Raw genomic sequence first — 18,450 nt, forward strand, 5'->3', positions numbered from 1 at the left:
CGAACACCTCGCAACGGCTAACGGGCGGTGCGGTGCGATCAAGATCCCTGATCGCATGCCGTCTTTTATCGCGCGCCCAGAGGCGCACCGCGGCTATCGCGCCGTGACGCGAAATCGATGTTTTCCGGGTACCACCCGGTCAAGCACCCAAGCGCCCCTGTCACCCGCAGCATGACCACGCCACCTGGCTTCGGCCGTATGGCCGTCCATCACCACATGGCTGCCTTTCGCTGCCGGCAGCACCACGCGTGCGACGGTGCCCTTCGGCACCGTGACGCCAAGTTCCAGGCGTGCATTTTTTTGCACCCAATGCACAGCGATCGGGCCATGCGGCGTGGGTACCTTGCCCCGCGCCCATTTGAGATCACCGGGATGCGGATGCAAGGTCCAGCGCGCGAAGCCCGGTCCTGTCGGCGTCACGCCCAGCACATCGTTGCTCAGTAGCGGCACCACACCGGTGGACCAGCCGTGCGCGGCCGAGGTGTAGCCGCCCTCATACATGCTGCCGCCCGCGCCGATGCCCTCCCAGTCGGTGGTGCCCGGATCGTGATGGGCCATCCAGCCATACAGCGCATGGATTTCGCGCAAGGCCGACGCTGTCATCCCGACCTGAAAGCGCGCCTGGATTTCAGGGTACGAGGTAAACGCATAGACACGCTTGCCGCCATCGGGCAGCAACGTATTGTTGTCCATGAAGGCATGACCGTAAGGCAAGGCCGTATGCGTGCCGAGATAACCCAGCGCTTGTCGTGCACGGGACCGGCTGGCGACACCGGCCACCACCGCCAATCCGTTGCCATCCTGCGCGTGGCGCACCGGCCCCTGACGACTATCCAGATACGCACCGGCCTTGGCATCCCACAGTCGCGCATTCATCGCACGTGCCACATGGCGCGCGCGGGCCGTCCAGCGCGTGGCATCGTTGTCGTGGCCAAGCGCATGCGCCATGGCCACCGCATCGTGCAGGGCCAGCACGTACAACGCGTTGTAGTAGCTGACCTCTCCGGTGCGCGGCAGGAAGGCGTAATCGCCATAGCCGGACGTGCCATCCAGCCCCTTATGCAGCAGGCCGTGCGCGTCGGCCACCTTCGGGTACCAACCGTCAAGCAGCCGCAACAGATGCGGATAGATCGCGCGGGTAAAGGCAAGGTCGCCGGTGTAGCGCAGGTTGTCCCAGTCGGCGACCACCCACCACAACGGGTACTCGAACAACGGCAAGGTGTAGTGACGGATCGAGGCCGGCGCGATCCAGCCATCGACGCGTTGATGCTTGGCCAGATCCAACAGCACGTTCCGCGCGGCATCGCCCAGCGCGGCGCCATGGGTCAGATAGGCCGTGCGCGCCGACACCGCGACATCGCCCACATAGGGATCGCGATCACGCTTGGCGCCATCATGCAAAACACGCTTGCCATCCAGAAAGGCGCTATTGGCCTGGCGCGGCTCGACATCATCAGCACGGAAGGTGTCGGTAATCAGCTCATTGGTATACGAGGCATCGAACCAGTAGCGGTTGAGCGCCTTGTCCGAACTTTCAAACCAACCCGCATAGGTGTCCGGGCGGCCCAGATAGGCGGTGAAATCCAGTGATACATCGCGCAGTCGAACCACTCCCGATGGCTTGGCATAAGGCGCATCGGCGGGCAGCGCGTCCAGGCTGATACGCAGATAGCGAAAGCCATGCAGGCCGTCGTCGCACACCTTGCGCTCGTGCGTGCAGCCATGTCGATCCACCCATACGCGCGGTTGAGTGGTTGCCACCACCTGATCGGTACCGGGCACGATGGCATCGCCGTTGTCCGAGCGCGTGAAGTCCGAGCGCTCGCCAAGGTATTGGCGCGTTTCCGAGAAGGCCAGCCGCAAACCCGTGCCGGGCGTGCTGCCGGCGGCAAAGTGAAGCCGTGGATAGCCCACCACCACCTTGCCAAAGTCCAGCACCACACTGGGCGGCGGCGCATCGTGCAACGCACCCGGCCAGATTTCGGCCAGCTTGATGCGCGCCGAATCAGCGTTCTTGGCCACGGGCACATCGATACGCCAGCGACGCGCCGTCACGGCGCGGGGAAACGTTACCGCCACCTGCAATTGCTTGTTGCCATGGACCGACGCCACCCGTTTCCATGCCCCGTCCTGGCGGGCGTCCACGGAAAAGTCGGCCAGCACGTGACCCGATGCGGCGCGCACGGTCATGCCATGCAGCGTTTGCGCGGTGGGCGTGTCCAGGTCGATGGCCGGCGTCGACCCCGCGATACGAGCGGGCGCCTGCCAGACGCTGGCAAGCGCACCGTCGATCAGATGTTCTGCGCCACGGGCGTCTTTGAGTCCTGGCAGCTGGATGCGCGTACCTTGAGGCCAGCGGGATTCAGCCTGCGGCGGCGGGCGCTTGAACACGGCCACACCATGGCCATCGAGCAGGGCATCAGCATGGGTGACGTCGCCGGAAACACTGAGCACCCGCACCGGCCGTACATGTCGCGACGACGGCGCCACCACGTATGGCTGCCACGATGGCGGAGATGGCGCAGCAGCCAGGGCCGGCCACGCCGCCCACCAACCCAGCACGCAGCAGGACATCGATCGCATCTTGGACACTGATCACTCCACAAGCGGCGCCTCAGCATGCGCCTGATCACGCGTCCGACTCTAGCATGCAGCCCAACGCGCTCCGCCGCTTATGGCTCGCGCTCGCCCATCACCTTGGGCAAGTTCCAGTGCAGGCGCAGTGCCAGGTAACGCAGGCCAAAACATGCGGCGATCGGCAGCCAGGTCGACCATTCCGGCGCCCAGCCCAGATACTCGCCCAGCACCGCTAACCCCGCGCCAAGCACGGCGGCCGAGGCATAGATCTCGTGCTGCATGATGACCACAGTGCGATTGAGCAACACATCGCGCGCCACGCCGCCGCCGACGGCCGTCAGCGTGCCGACCAGCACCGCCACTTCGGCGTTGTGCCCCATCACCAACGCCTTGTGCGCGCCGTATACGGCGAACAGCCCCAGGCCCATGGCATCGAACAGACGCACCGGATAAGTCAGTCGCTCCACCTGCCGATAGGCGACCATCACCAGCACCGCCGCCACCGCGGCCGTAAATAGGTAACGCCAATCAGAAAGCCCTGCCGGCGGAATCGCGCCAATGCACAGATCGCGCACGATGCCGCCGCCACACGCGGTGACAAAGGCGATGGCCAGCACGCCGAAGGCGTCGAAGTCCTCACGCCGGGCCGCCAGCGCACCACTGATGGCAAAGGCAAAGGTGCCGGCCAGATCGATGACATTGAAAAGCGTGTGCTCACCCATCGGGCAAGGCTAGTGGCTAGCGGCGGGTGTGGGAAGCGGCCAGACTTGAAGCCGGCGCTGCCGGTGCGGCGTAATAGGCGTGGAGCACGCAGCGGTAGTCCGCGATGGGCATCAGATTCATGGCCGCTCGGCGCTGATCCAGATGAGCCGGATCGGCCAGTGGTCGCATCGTGGTCACCCCGTGCTTCATGTCGAACTGGCTGCCATAGAGCTGCTTTTCGCCCTGTGCCAGACGCAAACGATCGGCAAGCATGGCGTAATCGGAGCGCATGTAAGGCTCGGTGGCCAGATCACCCTTCAGTTGCAACAGAACCTTGGCCTGGAAAGCCGGGTCGCGATCGGCGTGCTGGGTCAGCAGCCAGGCGTTCTGGATGCCGTCCACGCCGACCTGCGCAGCGGTGGGGAAGCCATGCGCCTGCACCTGCGGCTTGAACCAGGCCAGGTTGGCGGCGTCGACCGCCAGCATCTGCTCTATGGCCGCCTTGCGTGCGGCAGATGAGGTCGCTTTGATTTCGGCGTTGCGTGCGTGCTGGTCATGCGCGGTGCGTCGCGCCAACTCCTTGGTCAAAGCCGGATCGGACGGCTTGATGGATCGGGCCGCCTTGACCTCCTGCCGCATCCGCTGCTTGTAGGCACCGATCCACTGGGCGGCGGCCGGACATTGCTGCGTGATGGCGTCGTCCGAGCTCGAGCCGTGAACGTCCTTGGCGCCCGCGCTGCCGACAGCCAGCAGACCGACGGTGGCGATGGCGAAAATCGATAACGTGCGATGCATGTCTGTTCCCTCTCTGCAGCAGCGGCCTGCCAGCGGCCTTTCCATGGCAAAAGGCCGGAGCACTTGGCTCCGGCCTTTTTAATCACTTACATCACTTGTTTTTCTTTGGGATGTAGAGGTCGGTGATGGTGCCTTCGTAGACCTCGGCGGCCATGCCCACCGATTCGCCCAGGGTCGGGTGCGGGTGCACGGTCAGGCCGATGTCGCCGGCCTCGCAACCCATCTCGATGGCCAGGGCCAGTTCGCTGATCAGGTCACCGGCGTGCACGCCGACAATGCCGGCACCGACGATACGATGGGTTTCCTCATCGAAGATCAGCTTGGTGAAGCCCTCGGTGCGATCGATGCCGATGGCGCGCCCGGAGGCGGCCCACGGGAACTTGCCAACGCCGATCTTCAGGCCCTTTTCCTTGGCCTCGCGCTCGGTGACGCCGACCCATGCCACCTCCGGATCGGTGTAGGCCACCGACGGGATGACGCGGGCGTTGAACTGGGTCTTCATGCCGGCGCAAACCTCGGCCGCGACCTTGGCCTCGTGCGTGGCCTTGTGCGCCAGCATCGGCTGACCGACCAGATCACCGATGGCGAAGATGTGCTCGACATTGGTGCGCATCTGGCGATCGACGGCGATGAAGCCGCGCTCGGTCACCTCGACGCCGGCCTTGTCGGCACCGATCTTGTTGCCGTTCGGGCTGCGGCCGATGGACACCAGCACGCGATCGTAGATGGACGTTTCCGGCTGCGAATCACCCTCGAAGGTGACCTTGATGCCGTTTTTCTGCGCCTTGGCTTCGACCACCTTGGTCTGCGTGTGAATACCCTTGTAGCGCTTGGCGATGCGCTGCTGCAGTGGCTTGACCAGGTCCTTGTCGGCACCCGGCATCAGCTGGTCCATCAGCTCGACCACGGTCACCTCGCTGCCCAGCGCGGCGTACACGGTGGCCATTTCCAGGCCGATGATGCCGCCACCAACGACCAGCATCTTCTTCGGCACGTCCTTGAGTTCCAGGGCGCGCGTGGAGTCCATGATGCGGTCGTCGTCCCAGGGGAACATCGGCAGCTTCACCGACTGGCTGCCGGCGGCGATGATGGCCTTCTTGAAGCGGATCAGCTTGGTGCCATCGTCGGTCTCCACTTCCATCTCGTGCGGCGAGACGAAGCGACCGGTACCGGTGACGGTGCGTACCTTGCGCTGCTTGGCCATGCCGGCCAGACCACCGGTGAGCTTGCCAACCACCTTGTCCTTGAACGAGCGCAGCTTGTCCAGGTCCAGCTTGGGCTCGCCGAAGCTGATGCCGTGGTCGGCCATGGACTTGGCCTCGTCGATCACGGCGGCCGCATGCAGCAATGCCTTGGACGGAATGCAGCCGACGTTGAGGCACACACCGCCGAGCGAGGCGTAGCGCTCGACCAGCACCGTATCCAGGTCCAGATCGGCGGCGCGGAAGGCGGCGGTGTAGCCACCAGGGCCGGAGCCCAGCACGACGACTTCGCACTCGATATCGGCCTTGCGACCGGTGTCGTCGGCGCCCTTGGGCGCGCTCTTGGCCGGCGCCCCGTCGCTGGACTTGGACGCATCGTTGGCACCCTTGGCCGGCTTGGCACCGTCGCCCTCGTTCTTGGCCGGCGCCTGGCTGTCGTCGGCGCTGGCCTTAGCCTTGGCGTTGTCGTCGCTGCCCTTGTCGGCGCTATCGCTGTCGCTGTCGCCGCCGCCTTCGCCGCCCACTTCCAGAATGGCGATGACGCTGCCTTCGGAGACCTCGTCACCTTCCTTGACCTTCAGCTCCTTGATGGTGCCGGCTTCGGAACTGGGCACCTCCATGGTGGCCTTGTCCGATTCCAGGGTGATCAGGCTCTGCTCCTTGTCCACCGAGTCGCCGGCGCTCACCAGCACCTCGATGACGGGCACGTTGTCGAAACCGCCGATGTCGGGAACCTTGATTTCGATGGTCTTGGCCATGGATGACGATCCTTTGTGTTGCGGCGAGCGTTACGACTTGGGGCTCGCGTCGTTATCGGAAATGGGTTGCTGTGCCGATTCCTCGGCGATGTCGCGCACCACATCGCGCGCGGCGTCGTTCTCGTGCATGTCGCCTGGGCGCGCTGCCGACGACGACGGCGCGGCAGGCGACGGTGCTTGGGCATCCTCGGGACGGTTCCAGCTTTTCACGTGCAGATCGCGCTGCGGGAACGGAATCTCGATGCCGTATTTTTCCAGCGCCGTGTGCAGCGCCCAGTAGTAGGCCGCCGTCACCGCGCCCGGCCGGCGCGTGGCTTCGGCGTTCAACCAGACCACCAGCTGGAAATCCAGCGAGGAGTCGCCAAAGCCGGTCAACCACACCTGCGGCTTGCGTGGGCCTTCCTGGGTCAGCGTGAACGGCACTTCGTGAGCCGCTTCCAACGCCGCCTTTTTCACCAGCTCCTTCTCGGTGCCGTAGGCCACGCCGAAGGACACCTTCAACCGGCGCGACACTTCCCGCAGCGTCCAGTTGACCACGCGCCCGTTCACGAACTCGGAATTGGGCACCAGGATGTCGATGTTGTCGTTGGTGCTGATGCGCGTGGCGCGAATGCGTATGTCACGCACATGGCCATGCACGCCCGAGGCCAGCTCGACAAAGTCGCCCACCTTCAGGCTGCGCTCGAACAGCAGGATCAACCCGGAGACGAAGTTGTTGAAAATGGCCTGCAGGCCAAAGCCCAGGCCCACACCCAGCGCACCGGCAAACACCGCAAACTTGGCGATGGGAATGCCGGTGGTGCCCAGCGCGGCCAGAATACCGACGATCAACAACAGGTAATGCACCAGTTGCTCGATGGTGTAGGCCGCAGCGCGGTTGATGTGTTCCTCGTGTCGGCTCACATACCGGCGCAGTCCCCAGCGCAATGCGGCCGAGAACACCAGGAACAGCACCAGCACGATGATCGCCGCCAGCAGCGAGCCCAGCGTCAGCTTGATGCCGCCGGCATCGATCAACGTGAGATTCATCCAGCCATTGAAGTGACGCACGCCCTGCTCGATGGCGCTGGGCGCAGCGGCTGCGCCCAGCATCATCGACGATTCGGCCGGGGCGTACGCCATGGCCGGGCGTTACAGCAGCAGGCGGCGGATGTCGCCGAGCGACTTGGCCAGGAACGCGGCAAAGCGCGCGGCGTCGGCGCCATCGATCACGCGGTGATCGTAGGACAGCGACAGCGGCAGCATCAGACGCGGGGCAAATTCCTTGCCGTTCCACACCGGCTTCATGGCCGCGCGCGAAACACCCAGGATGGCCACTTCCGGCGCGTTGACGATCGGCGTGAAACCGGTACCGCCAATGCCGCCCAGCGAGCTGATGGAGAAGCAGCCGCCGCTCATGTCGGCCGGGCCCAGCTTCTTGTCGCGCGCCTTCTTGGAAATTTCACCCAGCTCGCGGGCCAGGTCCAGCAGCCCCTTCTTGTCGGCGTCGCGGATCACCGGCACCACCAGGCCATCGGGCGTATCCACCGCAATGCCGATGTGGAAGTACTTCTTCAGCACCAGCTTCTCACCGGAGGCATCCAGCGAGGCATTGAACTGCGGGAAGGCCTTCAGCGCGGCGACCACGGCCTTGATCTGGAACACCAGCGGCGTGACCTTGAGGTCCTTGTTTTCCTCGCCCAGGCGCTTGCGGAAGGACTCCAGCTCGGTGATGTCGGCCTCGTCATTCTGGGTGACGTGCGGAATCATCGCCCAGTTGCGGGCCAGGTTGGCACCGGAAATCTTCTTGATGCGCGAGAGCGGCTTTTCCTCGATCTCGCCGAACTTGGCGAAATCGACCTTCGGCCACGGCAGCAGGTTCAGACCGTTGCCACCACCGGCGGCCGCAGCGGCACTCGCGCCACCGGCGGACATGGCCTGCTTGACGAAAGCCGAGACGTCTTCGCGCTGGATGCGGCCCTTGCGGCCCGAACCCTTCACCTGCGCCACATCGACGCCCAGCTCGCGGGCGAAGGCACGCACGGCCGGGCTGGCGTAAGGCGCGTTCTCGGGCATCACCACCGAGGCATCGAACGGCACCGGCGGCGTGCGCGGCTGGCCGGCATCGCTGTCGCCTTGGCTCTTGCCGCCCTCAGCGGACTTGGACGGCGGCTCGCTCTTGGCCTGGCTGGCGCCATCATCCTTTTGCGAAGCCTCGGCGTCGTCCTTGGACTTGGACTTTTCCTCGTCCTGGCGGCTGTCTGCCTTGGCGTCGGAGGCCTTGTCGCCGCTGTCCTTGGCGCTGTCGCTGGAGGCGTCAGCCTCATCAGCGCCGGCATCGCCATCTTCGGACGGCTCGATCAGGGCGATGACATGGCCTTCGGCCACCTCGTCACCCTCGGACACCTTCACTTCCTTCACGGTACCGGCAAACGCGGCCGGCACTTCCATGGTGGCCTTGTCCGACTCCAGTGTGACCAGACCCTGGTCCTTCTGCACCGTGTCACCGGCCTTGATCAGCACCTCGATAACGGGCACACCATCAAAGTTGCCGATATCCGGTACGCGGGCTTCTTTTGCTTCGGCCATGGGTCCTCCTGCAAGAATGTGGATGCACTGCGCGCGCCCGTCATGGGCTGCGTCGCACGGCGCCGACAGACGGCGGGCAAAGAACCATCATAATCCGAACCGGATCGTTCCGGCACGTTTTATCGATGTATAGACCTTTGTAATCCCTGCCATTCCCAACCACCACATCGGTCGAAGGTCATGGCCGGGCCATCCTCTGTCACTGATTGGCCGGCGGCATGGCTGCCGGTGGCGCGTTCACGTAGCGCACGCTCATCTCGCGCTGCGGGAACGGAATATTGATGCCTTCGGCGTCAAAGCGCTCCTTCACCGCGCGCAAAAAGGCGGTCTGCGTTTCCCACAGATCGGGCACGCGGGTCCAGGCGCGCACGGTCAGGTTGACGCTGGAATCGGCCAGTTCAGTCAGCCACACGCCCGGCTTGGGATCGGTGAGGATGCGCTCATCGGCGGTGAAAAGGTCGCGGATAATGCCCATTGCCTTGCCGATATCGTCGCTGTAACCGATGCCAATGACATGCTCGAAGCGGCGCGTGCCGCGGCGGTTGAAGTTGATCACCTCGTTACCGCCAACCTTGGCATTGGGCACGATGGCCTGGCGATTGTCCGGCGTGATCAGCCAGGTCTGCATCAGGTCGACACGCTCGACGCTGCCCAACTGGCCGCCCACCTGCACGAAATCACCGACGCGGAACGGGCGGAACACGATCAACCACACGCCCCAGGCCAGATTGGAAAGCGAGCCTTGCAGCGCCAGGCCGATGGCCAAACCGGCCGCGCCCATCGCAGCGATCAGCGAGGCCGAAGGCACGCCGGCATATTGCAGGGCGGCCACGATGACCACCGCCAGCAGCACGCCGTAGGTCAGGTTGCGCAGGAAGCTGACCAGGGTCGCATCCAACTTGGCGCGCTCCATGGCGTGCCGGCCGACATTGGCGACTCGCGCGGCCAGCCAGATGCCAATCAGCAGCAGCAGCAGTGCAATGCCCAGACGGATACCGTAGTGGATCAGTACATGCGGCCAGTCCTGCCAATCCTGCCAAGTCAATGGACGTTTCGCGGCGGTGGCGGCATGCGGAGCGGCCGTTCGCGCGGCCTGGGCAAGGGTTGCGAGCATCGTCAAACGTGTTGGGTGGTTGCGGGGGCAACCAGCCTAGCACCAGCGCCCCCGTACGATGTAAGCCGAACGTGTAGATGGGCTTACGGCGCGGCGTGCCGGTCGTGGCTGCCGCTGTGCTGGTCATCGTCATCGGCCGGCTGCAACAGCTCAAGGCGCTGCTGGCCGTCGACGCGGAACTGCCAAGCCTGCTGCAGCGCCATCAGATGGTCCATATGCGGACACATGGCCTGGGCGCGGCGGCCCAGTTCGTCCGAACGCTGGTCCACTTGCTGGTCAATGCTGGACTTGAGCGAATCGGCACGGGCCTTCAGGCGCGCCACTTCGGCCTGATCGCCGCTGAGCGCGGCCGTGACCGCCTGCGAAGTGATCGAGCCGACCAGCGCCGGAATGGCCTGGCCCAGGGTGTCCTTGATCAGCCCGTCCATGGCGTCGCGATGCCACTGGCCGCGGCCCAGCGTTTCATCGATGCGATTGAGCGCCTGCGCGTGCAGCCGATTGAGCTGCTCGACCATGGTAATGCGGTAGTCGCAGGCCTGACCGGAATGAAAGCTGATGCTGTGGGCGGCGGCCGGGCGCAAGCCAGCCAGCGCCAACAGCGCGACGGCGGCGGCACAAAGAGCGGAACGCAACATGATGGGTCTCCCTGGGTCGATCTTGAGGCCGGATGGCCAACGCACGCTTGGATGCCGCGCTCGGCGCCAGGGTTTAAACGCCCCATCTGGCCACGTCCGGCCACGTGCGCTGCCGTTCGCTCATTGCACCTCGAACTGGTCGCGCATGGCCACCACCTTGCCGTTGGCGATGATCAGGGTCAGCGCATGATTGCCCAGGCTGTACTGCCATTCCTCGCCACGCCGCGCACCGAAGCGGTTTTCGATCGGCTCCTTGTAGACCGGCTTGCCGAGCAGGCGCACCACGCGTGCCACGCTGTCGCCCACGCTCAGCACATGGGAGCCGACACGAAAGGTCTGCGCATCGAAGCTGCCACTGGAAGCGCTGGCCACGCCGCTGAGGCCAAGCGTCAACGCCAGCGCGGCGACCACGAACCGTCGCTGCAGGCCCGAGCGTCGCGCCTGGCTTTTGCACTTGCGCACCGTCTTCATAAGCACACCACTCCTTTCCTTGTCCTGCCATCGGTCCCTTTGATCACCCACTACCACTAATCAACGCACGGTACGCCTTGAGGTGTACCCGAGCATGCGCCGGCGTACGGTGGCGCTTCAAGCTTCCGCCGCTTCGTCATCCGGGCGCAAACGTTTACAGTGAGCCGAGCCTGCGGGCTTTTCCTATCTGCATGTCCATGAGGGGATACCGTGATTCGACATACCCTGCACCGATGGCTGGCGGCTGTGCTGCTGGTCGCCCCGGCCGCGCTGCCGGCCACGGCCCTGGCCGATGCGCCGGCCATGCACGGCACCGCCAACGCCGGCGCCGTGATCCAGCGCGGCCATGTGCGCTTTACCGTGCTGACGCCGCGCCTGATCCGCATGGAATGGTCGCCCGACAGCCATTTCGTCAACGCGCCCTCGCAGGTGTTTGTCGACCGCAAGCAGCCGGTGCCCAAGTTCAGCACGTCCACGCAAAACGGCACGCTGCACATCGACACCGCCGAGCTGAGTCTTGCCTACAAGCTGGGCAGTGGGCGTTTCGATGCCGGCAATCTCCAGATCCACTCCAAGGATCTGAAACCGTCGTTCGACTGGCACCCGGGCCTGGCCGAGGATGACAACCTCAAGGGCACCGCACGCACGCTGGACCGATTCAAGGGCGACGTGCAGCTTGGGACCGGCAAGCACATGGATCTTGGGCAGGGTCTGATTTCGCGCGGCGGCTGGCATCTGATCGATGATTCGCACAGCTTCCTTTTCGACCACAGCGCCTGGCGCTGGGTCAAGAAACGCGCCTGCGCCAACTGCCAGGATCTTTACTTCTTCGGCTACGGCCATGAATACAAGAAGGCGCTGGGCGATTACGCCAAGGTGGCCGGCCGCGAGCCGATGCCGCCACGCTTTGCCTTCGGCTACTGGTGGTCGCGCTACTGGAACTACTCAGACAGCGAGCTGCGCCAGCTGGTCGGCAATTTCGAGCGCTACCACATTCCGCTGGACGTACTGGTCATCGACATGGACTGGCACCGTACCGATGGTCTTAGCTGGGACCCCAAGTACGCCAAGCAGGATGCCTTCGGCCAGCTGGTCGGCTGGACCGGATACACGTGGAACCGCAGCCTGTTCCCCGACCCGGGCCGGTTCCTCACGTGGCTGCACGGCCAGGACCTGAAAACCACCTTGAACCTGCACCCGGCCTCGGGCATGTCCAAGCGCGAAGCCCAATACAGCGCCTTTGCCAAGGCCATGGGCGTGAAAGGCGGCAAGCCGATCGCCTTCGAGTCGGCCGACAAGCACTACATGAGCAACCTGTTCAAGCTGGTGCTCGACCCGCTGCGCAAGGAAGGCGTCAACTTCTGGTGGCTGGACTGGCAGCAATGGCCTGATTCGAAGAAGGTGCCGGGCCTGTCCAACACCTGGTGGCTGAACTATGTGTTCTACACCCACATGCAAGACGCCAGCGACCAGCGCGCGCTGATCTATCACCGCTGGGGTGGACTGGGCAATCACCGCTATCAGGTCGGCTTCTCCGGCGACTCGGTGATCTCCTGGGCCTCGCTGGCCTATCAGCCCTACTTCACCACTACCGCCTCGAACGTGCTTTACGGCTACTGGAGCCACGATATCGGCGGGCACATGTTCGATGACAGCGTGCCGGAATCGAAACGCCATATCGATCCGCAGCTTTATGTGCGCTGGATGCAGTTCGGCGCCTTCAGCCCGATCCTGCGTACGCACTCTTCGAAGGAGGCCGGCCTGCGCAAGGAGCCGTGGCGCTTCTCGCCGGACGTGTTCAGCGCGCTGCGCCAGGCCATCGACCTGCGTTATGCCATGGCGCCGTACATCTACACCACCGCGCGCGAGGCCTACGACAGCGGCGTGTCGATGCTGCGCCCGCTGTACTACGCCTGGCCAAACAACCCCAAGGCCTACGACGCCCGCGGCGAGTACATGTTCGGCGACGACATCCTGGTGGCGCCGGTGACCAAACCGATGAGCGACGGCGTGGCCAAGGTCTCGATCTGGCTGCCGCCGGGCCGCTGGTACGACCGCAACCGCGGCGGGGTGGTCGAGGGCAATCGCACGATCGAGCGCGACTACACACTGGATGAGATTCCGCTGTTCATCCGCGCCGGCTCGGTGATCGCCATGAACCCGCCTTCGGTGCACAAGCTGCAGGACATGGACAACAGCCAGCTGGTGCTGCGCGTGTATCCGGGCGGCAAGTCGCATACGCGCGTCTACACCGATGCCGGCGACACCCAGGGCTATCGCCACGGCCAATACGCCTTCACCGCTGTGGACAGCCAGCGCGATGGCAACAGCGCGAGCCTGACCGTGCGTCCACGCGACGGCCGCTATCCGGGCATGCCCGCCAGCAAACAGTTCACCGTGGAGCTGGCCGACTCCACGCTACCGGCCAGTGTGGCCGTCAACGGCAAAACCTACCCGATGGCCGACCACGACAAGGTCGGCAGCTGGCACTACGACGGCAACACGCTGACCACGCGCATCACCGTGCCGGCGCAAAGCGCCAGCGATACGCTGAAGGTACAGGTGCACTTTGCCGAGCACCCGGCGAACATCGCCAACCTGCGCTATCGCATGAAGCGCGCCACCGCGGCCGTGGAATGGCTGAAGTATCACTGGGGCATGCCCGGGCCGCTGCCGGACGATGTGTCGCTGGCCGGCCAGCTGGGCCGTCTGATCGACTATTCGCCCCGCGAACTGCCGGCGCTGGTGCAACAGTTCAATGCGCGCCTGGCCAAGCTGCCGGCCGAGGTCAACGCCTCGCACGCCAAGCCTGAAGTCAAAGCGCACTTTGCCAAGCTGATCAAGGCGCTTGAGACGCCTTAGATTCCGACGCCCGGCGCCGGAATCAGAATCCGGCGCCGGGCTGGCTGAGGTAATCCACCTCTGCTGGCGTACTGGTGCGTCCGAGCAGGCCATTGCGATGTGGAAAACGCCCGAAGCGCTCGATCACCTGCTGATGCCGACGCGCATAGTCCAGAAAATTCTCGAATGGCGCGCGTGAGGCGGCCGGTACGGCGTCACGCAGGGCCTCAAACAGGCCCACTGAACGCGCCTGCAGCATCGCATCCTCGGCGTGCTCCAGCGGCAGATAGCAGAACACCCGCTCAAGCGGCGACAGCGCCTGATCATCGCCGCGCGCGATACCTTCCAGCGCCAGCGTCAGCGCCCGTGCGTCACCCGCAAAAGCCGCCTCGGTATCGCGGCCGATATTGCGCGTGAACTGGTCCAGCACCACGATCAACGCCAGCCAGCCGCTGGGCGTCTGCGTCCATTCGACCAGACCGCCACCAAGCGCGGTCTGCACGGTGTTGCCAAAACGCTGGCGGATCTGCGCATCAAAGTCGGCGTCCTTCTGGAACCAGGCCTGGCGGGGCTGACCCGCGGCCTTGCCTTCGCCGAACCAGAAACCCAACACCTGCTGCGGAATCACGCTGGACATGCCTGTCTCTCCGAATCGGACGGCGACTGGCCTGCACCAGCCGCGCGGGTGGTTTACGGTACAGTGCCGGCCTGCGTCAGCCCAAACTCGTCAGCCTTATGTCAAAGCCTCGCCCGCCGCGCGATCGTGATCGCGCCCTCGATGCCAACGCCACTGCCTCGCGCAGTCACGCCGGCGATGGCAACGCCCTATGGCGCTACGAGCGTCACCGTCGGCGCAACTTGGCCGCCACGCCCGGCCCGCATGGTGTGGCACTGGTGCTCGACCGGCTGAAAGCCGACTTCAACGTGCCAAAAATCTTCCGCAGCGCCGAGGCCTTTGGCGCGCATGCCGTGCACCTGGTGGATGTCGGTCCGTTCGATCCGGCGCCGGCAAAGGGTGGCTTCAAGCATGTGCCGGCCAAGTTGCACGAGGACTTTGCCAGCTGCCGCGCCGCCTTGGACGCCGAAGGCTTCATCCTGGTCGGGCTGGATCCGTTCGCCGACACGCTGATTCACGAGGCCAAGCTGCCCGAACGCTGCGCCTTCGTGCTCGGCCACGAGCTGCATGGCCTTAGCGCCGAGGCGCGCGCGGCCAGCGGTGCGCAATTTGTGCGCATTCCGCAATGGGGACAGGTCGACAGCCTGAATGTGTCGGTGGCCGCTTCGGTGGCGCTCTACGAATACGTGCGCCAGCACGGCAGCCAAGTGCCGGCGCCGGTGCGCAACGAGGGCGCGCACCACTACTGAGCGGCCAACGCCCGCCTCGCTCAGCGCTTGGCGAACAGGCGCGTCGGCGTGGCCTTGAAGTGCGCGCGCACCGAGGGCCGGCCCAGGCGCCAGACCAGCCAGGCCAGCACCGGCACGGCCACGATCTTGAAACTGGTGCCCAGAATCAGCGTGAGCCGGTAGCGGGCAATCATCTCACGCCCGGCCTGGGGCAGGTTGGGCTGGGCCAGCAGCTGATGCGACGCCTTGGAAAAGTCACCCCACTGCGAAAGCAGCATCCCCGCCGACACCGCCGCCCATACCGCCAGCAGCGAGGCCACCACGCGCAAGCCGCGGCGTGCCCATTCGCGGCCCATCAGCGCGCCAGCCGAAACCATGACGGTAAGGCCGGCACCGAGCAGATACGCCGCATCCCAGGCGATGATCGCCCACAACTTGTGACGATCGGCCTCGGCCAGCTTCTGACCGTGCAAAATGCCGAATGCCTGCCAGCCATGGGCGGCGTACTGCAACACGCCAAAGGCCGCCAGCAACAGCAGCAGCCAGATAACCACACGATAGAGGGCGGGCCAGCGGGACGATTTGGACACGGTGCTTTTCACTTCACAATCAACTCATGCAGCCTGACACGCACCGTGGTGCATGCGAAAGGCTTCACATGGGTGCGAAAGCGCCTGGCCTCAAGATCCGGCGTGCCCATCGACCGCCCGCAAAGGCCGCCTCAGTCGGCCTGATCTTCGTCGATGACCTTGCCGGTGCTGGCATCGATCTTCAGCTGCACCCGCTGGCCGGAGCGATTGGTGGCGGTGGTTTTCCACTCGCCATCATCAAATTCCAGCGTCTTGTAGCCGCGATAGCCGTGCGCGTTAAGCTTGTCCAGAATCTGATCGGAGGTCAGCGCCGACACCTCGCCATCGGCCTTCTGCTGGCCGGTCTGGGCGTTGATGTGCAGCGTCTGCCAGTCGCCATCGCTGTCGCGGGCGCGCACTTTCCATTGGCCATCGTCGAGCTTGATCTCCTTGATGCGCGTGTAGCCCTGGCGCATCAGCATGGAACGCACCTTGTCGGCACTGATCGATACGGAAGCTGCCGCATCGGCGTGGTCGCCGGCATGGCCTAGCACCGGCGCACCGATGAAGGTTGCCAGCGACACCATCAGGATGGAACGGGAAAGCGGCATGGCACGGCCTCCTTACATATTCTCAAGACGCCCGACTCAAGCGGCGCGGACGCCAGAACAAAAAAGGCGGCCCGCAGCCATCGCTGCGAGCCGCCCCTGTGCGGATGAAACGCCAAGACTTACTTGCGGCTGATGGTGAACGCACCCACGTCGATACCCAGATCCACGCCCTGGCCGGTACCAGCCAGTGCCAGCGACACGGTGCCCTTGGTCAGGACCTGGGCGTCACCCGACTTGACTACACCGGCATGCGCACCGGCCTGGGCGTAGCTGCCCAGCACGTCGGAAATCTTGTAGATATGCGAGAACTTGCCCTTGCCATTGTCGACGTGCCACTTGCCAGCGGTCAGGCCTCCTCCCTTGACGGTGATCTTCACCGGCATCGAGGCGCCATTGTCGCAGGTCACCACGCCCGAGCCCTCGGCGTGCTTGTAGATGGCCGCCCAGCCGGTAAGCGAAAAACGCATTTGGCACTTCAACGGCGCGTCGGCGGCGTGTGCCGCATGCGGAACACCCATGCTCGTCGCGCCCAGCATGGCGGCGCCAATCACTGCCAGATGATGCTTCTTCATAAGAACCTCCCTTGGTGATGCCAATGTTGCGTGGCTGACAGTGTTGTCGGACGAACCTGAACAGGCCCGGGTATGCCGACACGCTCGTTCAGCCACCTATAGCGGATGTGCAGACAGCGTCATCAGGGAGCAGCAGTCACGCATCAACGCGCGTCGATGTTTTCGCTCCCGATTCACGCCGCAGGCGTCACCATGGGCACAACGTTTGCTGCCCGCACCCCCATGCCATGCATCGACCCAACGTCTGGAAACTGACTCGGCGCGTGGTCCGCAACGCGCTCTCGGGCATTGGTGACGACGAGCTGATGACGCGCGCGGCCGCACTGGCGTTCTACTCGGCACTGTCCTTCGCCCCGCTGCTGGTGCTCGCGCTGTGGGTGGTGTCCTCGGTGGGTCCGACCTGGCAGCGAGAGCTGATCGAGCAGATCACTCATACCGTTGGCCCTCGCGCGGCCGATGCGGTGCGCATGGTGATCGACAATGTCAGCCACAAAAAGACCGCCGGCCACTGGGCCGGACTGATCGGGCTGGCGGTGACGCTGTTCAGCGCATCGGCAGTGTTCGCCCAGCTGCAGGGCGCCATCAACCGCGTCTGGGGGTTGCGCGCGCAGCCGGGACGGGCCTGGGTATGGTGGCTGCGTGCTCGCATCCACGCCTTCGGCCTGCTGGCGGCACTGGCCTTCCTGCTGGTGATCACTTTTGCCGTCAGCGCGGTCATCGCCGCGCTGGTGCCCGATGGCAGTGTGGCCTGGAGTGTGCTGGACCTGCTGATTTCACTGGGCGTGTTCACGCTGATCTTCGCGGCCATCTTCAAGGTGCTGCCGGACGCCCTGATCGACTGGCGCGATGCGCTGATCGGTGCAGCACTTACCGCCGCGCTGTTCGCCGCCGGCAAGTTCGGCATTGGCCTTTACCTGGCAAACAGCAATGTCGGCGGCGCCTACGGCCCGGCCAGTTCGGTGATTGTGCTGCTGGTGTGGGTGTATTTTGCCGCCGTCATCATACTGCTGGGCGCTGAGTTGACCGAAGCGGTGGCCGCCGAGCGTGGCTGCCCGATTCGGCCGCGCGCCTACGCCGAGCCACATCACGAGTCAACCAGGCGTCGGCATGGATCCCGACCCTGGCATCATGGCGAGCAATCAGGCCAAGATGATGGCTGACCGTCCTGAACACGGATGGCCGCATCTGCAAGGAGACTCCCCATGATCAAGCACATTCTGGTCGGCTACGACGGCTCGGACACCTCAAGGCGCGCGGTGGCACTGGCGCTGGACATGACTGCCGCCAGCAACGGACGCGTGCGGGTCATCACCGTGGTGCGCGTCAGCCAGGGCGGCGACGATGCCGCGGTGATGATGACCGACACCGACTGCCAGACCCGCCAGAGGCAACTGCGCGAGGCGATGGACGAACTGGCCGGCGACCAGGCGGGCCGCATCGATACGCAGGTGATCCTGGGCGAACCCGGCCACGCCCTGCTGGGCCAGGTGGCCGAATACGACATCGATCACATCGTCATCGGCCATACCGAGCGCGGCGCACTGGCACGCTGGCTGTTGGGCTCGGTATCCGGCGAGCTGCTGGAACGCGCGCGAGTACCCGTGACGGTGGTGCGCTGACCCCGGGCAGCGCATAGGTGTCGCGACAGGCACTTGTCACGCCGCGGTCACACCCAGCTATGCTTAGATACG

At 64.8% G+C, this 18,450-nt stretch carries 17 protein-coding genes; 4 read left to right on the top strand and 13 right to left on the bottom strand.

Annotated features, from left to right (window positions below):
* Positions 1-93 precede the first annotated feature (93 nt).
* The 9 genes from HBF24_RS14710 to HBF24_RS14750 form a co-directional block, all read right to left on the bottom strand.
* Positions 94-2,583: an alpha-L-rhamnosidase C-terminal domain-containing protein gene (locus HBF24_RS14710; RefSeq protein WP_240922609.1), complete on the bottom strand. Its 2,490-nt coding sequence runs from the start codon at positions 2,581-2,583 to the stop codon at positions 94-96.
* 89 nt (positions 2,584-2,672) lie between these two features.
* Complete coding sequence (locus HBF24_RS14715; RefSeq protein ID WP_167174431.1) at positions 2,673-3,299, bottom strand: trimeric intracellular cation channel family protein; 627 nt, start codon at positions 3,297-3,299, stop codon at positions 2,673-2,675.
* A gap of 16 nt (positions 3,300-3,315) precedes the next feature.
* On the bottom strand, positions 3,316-4,074 hold the full coding sequence (locus tag HBF24_RS14720) for a DUF6624 domain-containing protein (protein WP_167174434.1): 759 nt from the start codon (positions 4,072-4,074) through the stop codon (positions 3,316-3,318).
* 91 nt (positions 4,075-4,165) lie between these two features.
* The gene (gene lpdA, locus HBF24_RS14725) at positions 4,166-6,034 is read right to left on the bottom strand and encodes a dihydrolipoyl dehydrogenase (protein WP_167174437.1); all 1,869 of its coding nucleotides are present in this window, start codon (positions 6,032-6,034) and stop codon (positions 4,166-4,168) included.
* A gap of 30 nt (positions 6,035-6,064) precedes the next feature.
* Positions 6,065-7,156, bottom strand: a complete 1,092-nt coding sequence (locus HBF24_RS14730; RefSeq protein ID WP_240922594.1) for a mechanosensitive ion channel domain-containing protein — start codon at positions 7,154-7,156, stop codon at positions 6,065-6,067.
* 9 nt (positions 7,157-7,165) lie between these two features.
* Positions 7,166-8,602, bottom strand: coding sequence for a dihydrolipoyllysine-residue acetyltransferase (locus HBF24_RS14735; protein ID WP_167174440.1), 1,437 nt, complete (start codon positions 8,600-8,602; stop codon positions 7,166-7,168).
* A 199-nt stretch (positions 8,603-8,801) separates the two neighbouring features.
* Positions 8,802-9,716, bottom strand: coding sequence for a mechanosensitive ion channel domain-containing protein (locus HBF24_RS14740; protein WP_167174443.1), 915 nt, complete (start codon positions 9,714-9,716; stop codon positions 8,802-8,804).
* Between the two features lie 83 nt (positions 9,717-9,799).
* The gene (locus tag HBF24_RS14745) at positions 9,800-10,351 is read right to left on the bottom strand and encodes a DUF2884 family protein (RefSeq protein ID WP_167174446.1); all 552 of its coding nucleotides are present in this window, start codon (positions 10,349-10,351) and stop codon (positions 9,800-9,802) included.
* 120 nt (positions 10,352-10,471) lie between these two features.
* Entirely contained in the window at positions 10,472-10,822 is a 351-nt protein-coding gene (locus tag HBF24_RS14750; RefSeq protein ID WP_240922596.1) for a DUF2845 domain-containing protein, read from the bottom strand.
* A gap of 210 nt (positions 10,823-11,032) precedes the next feature.
* Here HBF24_RS14750 and HBF24_RS14755 point away from each other — a divergent pair, with 210 nt between their 5' ends.
* The gene (locus tag HBF24_RS14755; RefSeq protein WP_167174449.1) at positions 11,033-13,684 is read left to right on the top strand and encodes a glycoside hydrolase family 31 protein; all 2,652 of its coding nucleotides are present in this window, start codon (positions 11,033-11,035) and stop codon (positions 13,682-13,684) included.
* 22 nt (positions 13,685-13,706) lie between these two features.
* Here the strand turns inward: HBF24_RS14755 and HBF24_RS14760 are convergent, their stop codons facing one another.
* Complete coding sequence (locus HBF24_RS14760) at positions 13,707-14,300, bottom strand: DUF924 family protein (RefSeq protein ID WP_167174452.1); 594 nt, start codon at positions 14,298-14,300, stop codon at positions 13,707-13,709.
* A 98-nt stretch (positions 14,301-14,398) separates the two neighbouring features.
* Between HBF24_RS14760 and HBF24_RS14765 the strand changes: the two genes are divergently transcribed.
* Entirely contained in the window at positions 14,399-15,028 is a 630-nt protein-coding gene (locus tag HBF24_RS14765) for an RNA methyltransferase (protein ID WP_167174455.1), read from the top strand.
* 20 nt (positions 15,029-15,048) lie between these two features.
* Here HBF24_RS14765 and HBF24_RS14770 read toward each other — a convergent pair whose 3' ends face one another.
* The 3 genes from HBF24_RS14770 to HBF24_RS14780 all read right to left on the bottom strand — a co-directional run bounded on the left by HBF24_RS14770 (position 15,049) and on the right by HBF24_RS14780 (position 16,723).
* Positions 15,049-15,597 (bottom strand): hypothetical protein, encoded by a 549-nt coding sequence (locus HBF24_RS14770; protein WP_167174459.1) that lies wholly within the window; start codon positions 15,595-15,597, stop codon positions 15,049-15,051.
* 131 nt (positions 15,598-15,728) lie between these two features.
* A complete protein-coding gene (locus HBF24_RS14775) occupies positions 15,729-16,187 on the bottom strand; it encodes a PepSY domain-containing protein (RefSeq protein ID WP_167174464.1) in 459 nt (152 codons plus the stop codon).
* 119 nt (positions 16,188-16,306) lie between these two features.
* Entirely contained in the window at positions 16,307-16,723 is a 417-nt protein-coding gene (locus HBF24_RS14780; RefSeq protein WP_240922611.1) for a hypothetical protein, read from the bottom strand.
* A gap of 263 nt (positions 16,724-16,986) precedes the next feature.
* On the opposite strand from HBF24_RS14780, the gene HBF24_RS14785 reads away from it, so the two are divergent.
* Together HBF24_RS14785 and HBF24_RS14790 are read left to right on the top strand one after the other, a co-directional pair.
* Complete coding sequence (locus HBF24_RS14785; protein WP_167174469.1) at positions 16,987-17,919, top strand: YihY/virulence factor BrkB family protein; 933 nt, start codon at positions 16,987-16,989, stop codon at positions 17,917-17,919.
* A gap of 42 nt (positions 17,920-17,961) precedes the next feature.
* On the top strand, positions 17,962-18,378 hold the full coding sequence (locus tag HBF24_RS14790; RefSeq protein WP_167174472.1) for a universal stress protein: 417 nt from the start codon (positions 17,962-17,964) through the stop codon (positions 18,376-18,378).
* Positions 18,379-18,450 lie beyond the last annotated feature (72 nt).

The organism is Oleiagrimonas sp. C23AA, from assembly GCF_011759385.1.
Taxonomy (GTDB): domain Bacteria; phylum Pseudomonadota; class Gammaproteobacteria; order Xanthomonadales; family Rhodanobacteraceae; genus Oleiagrimonas.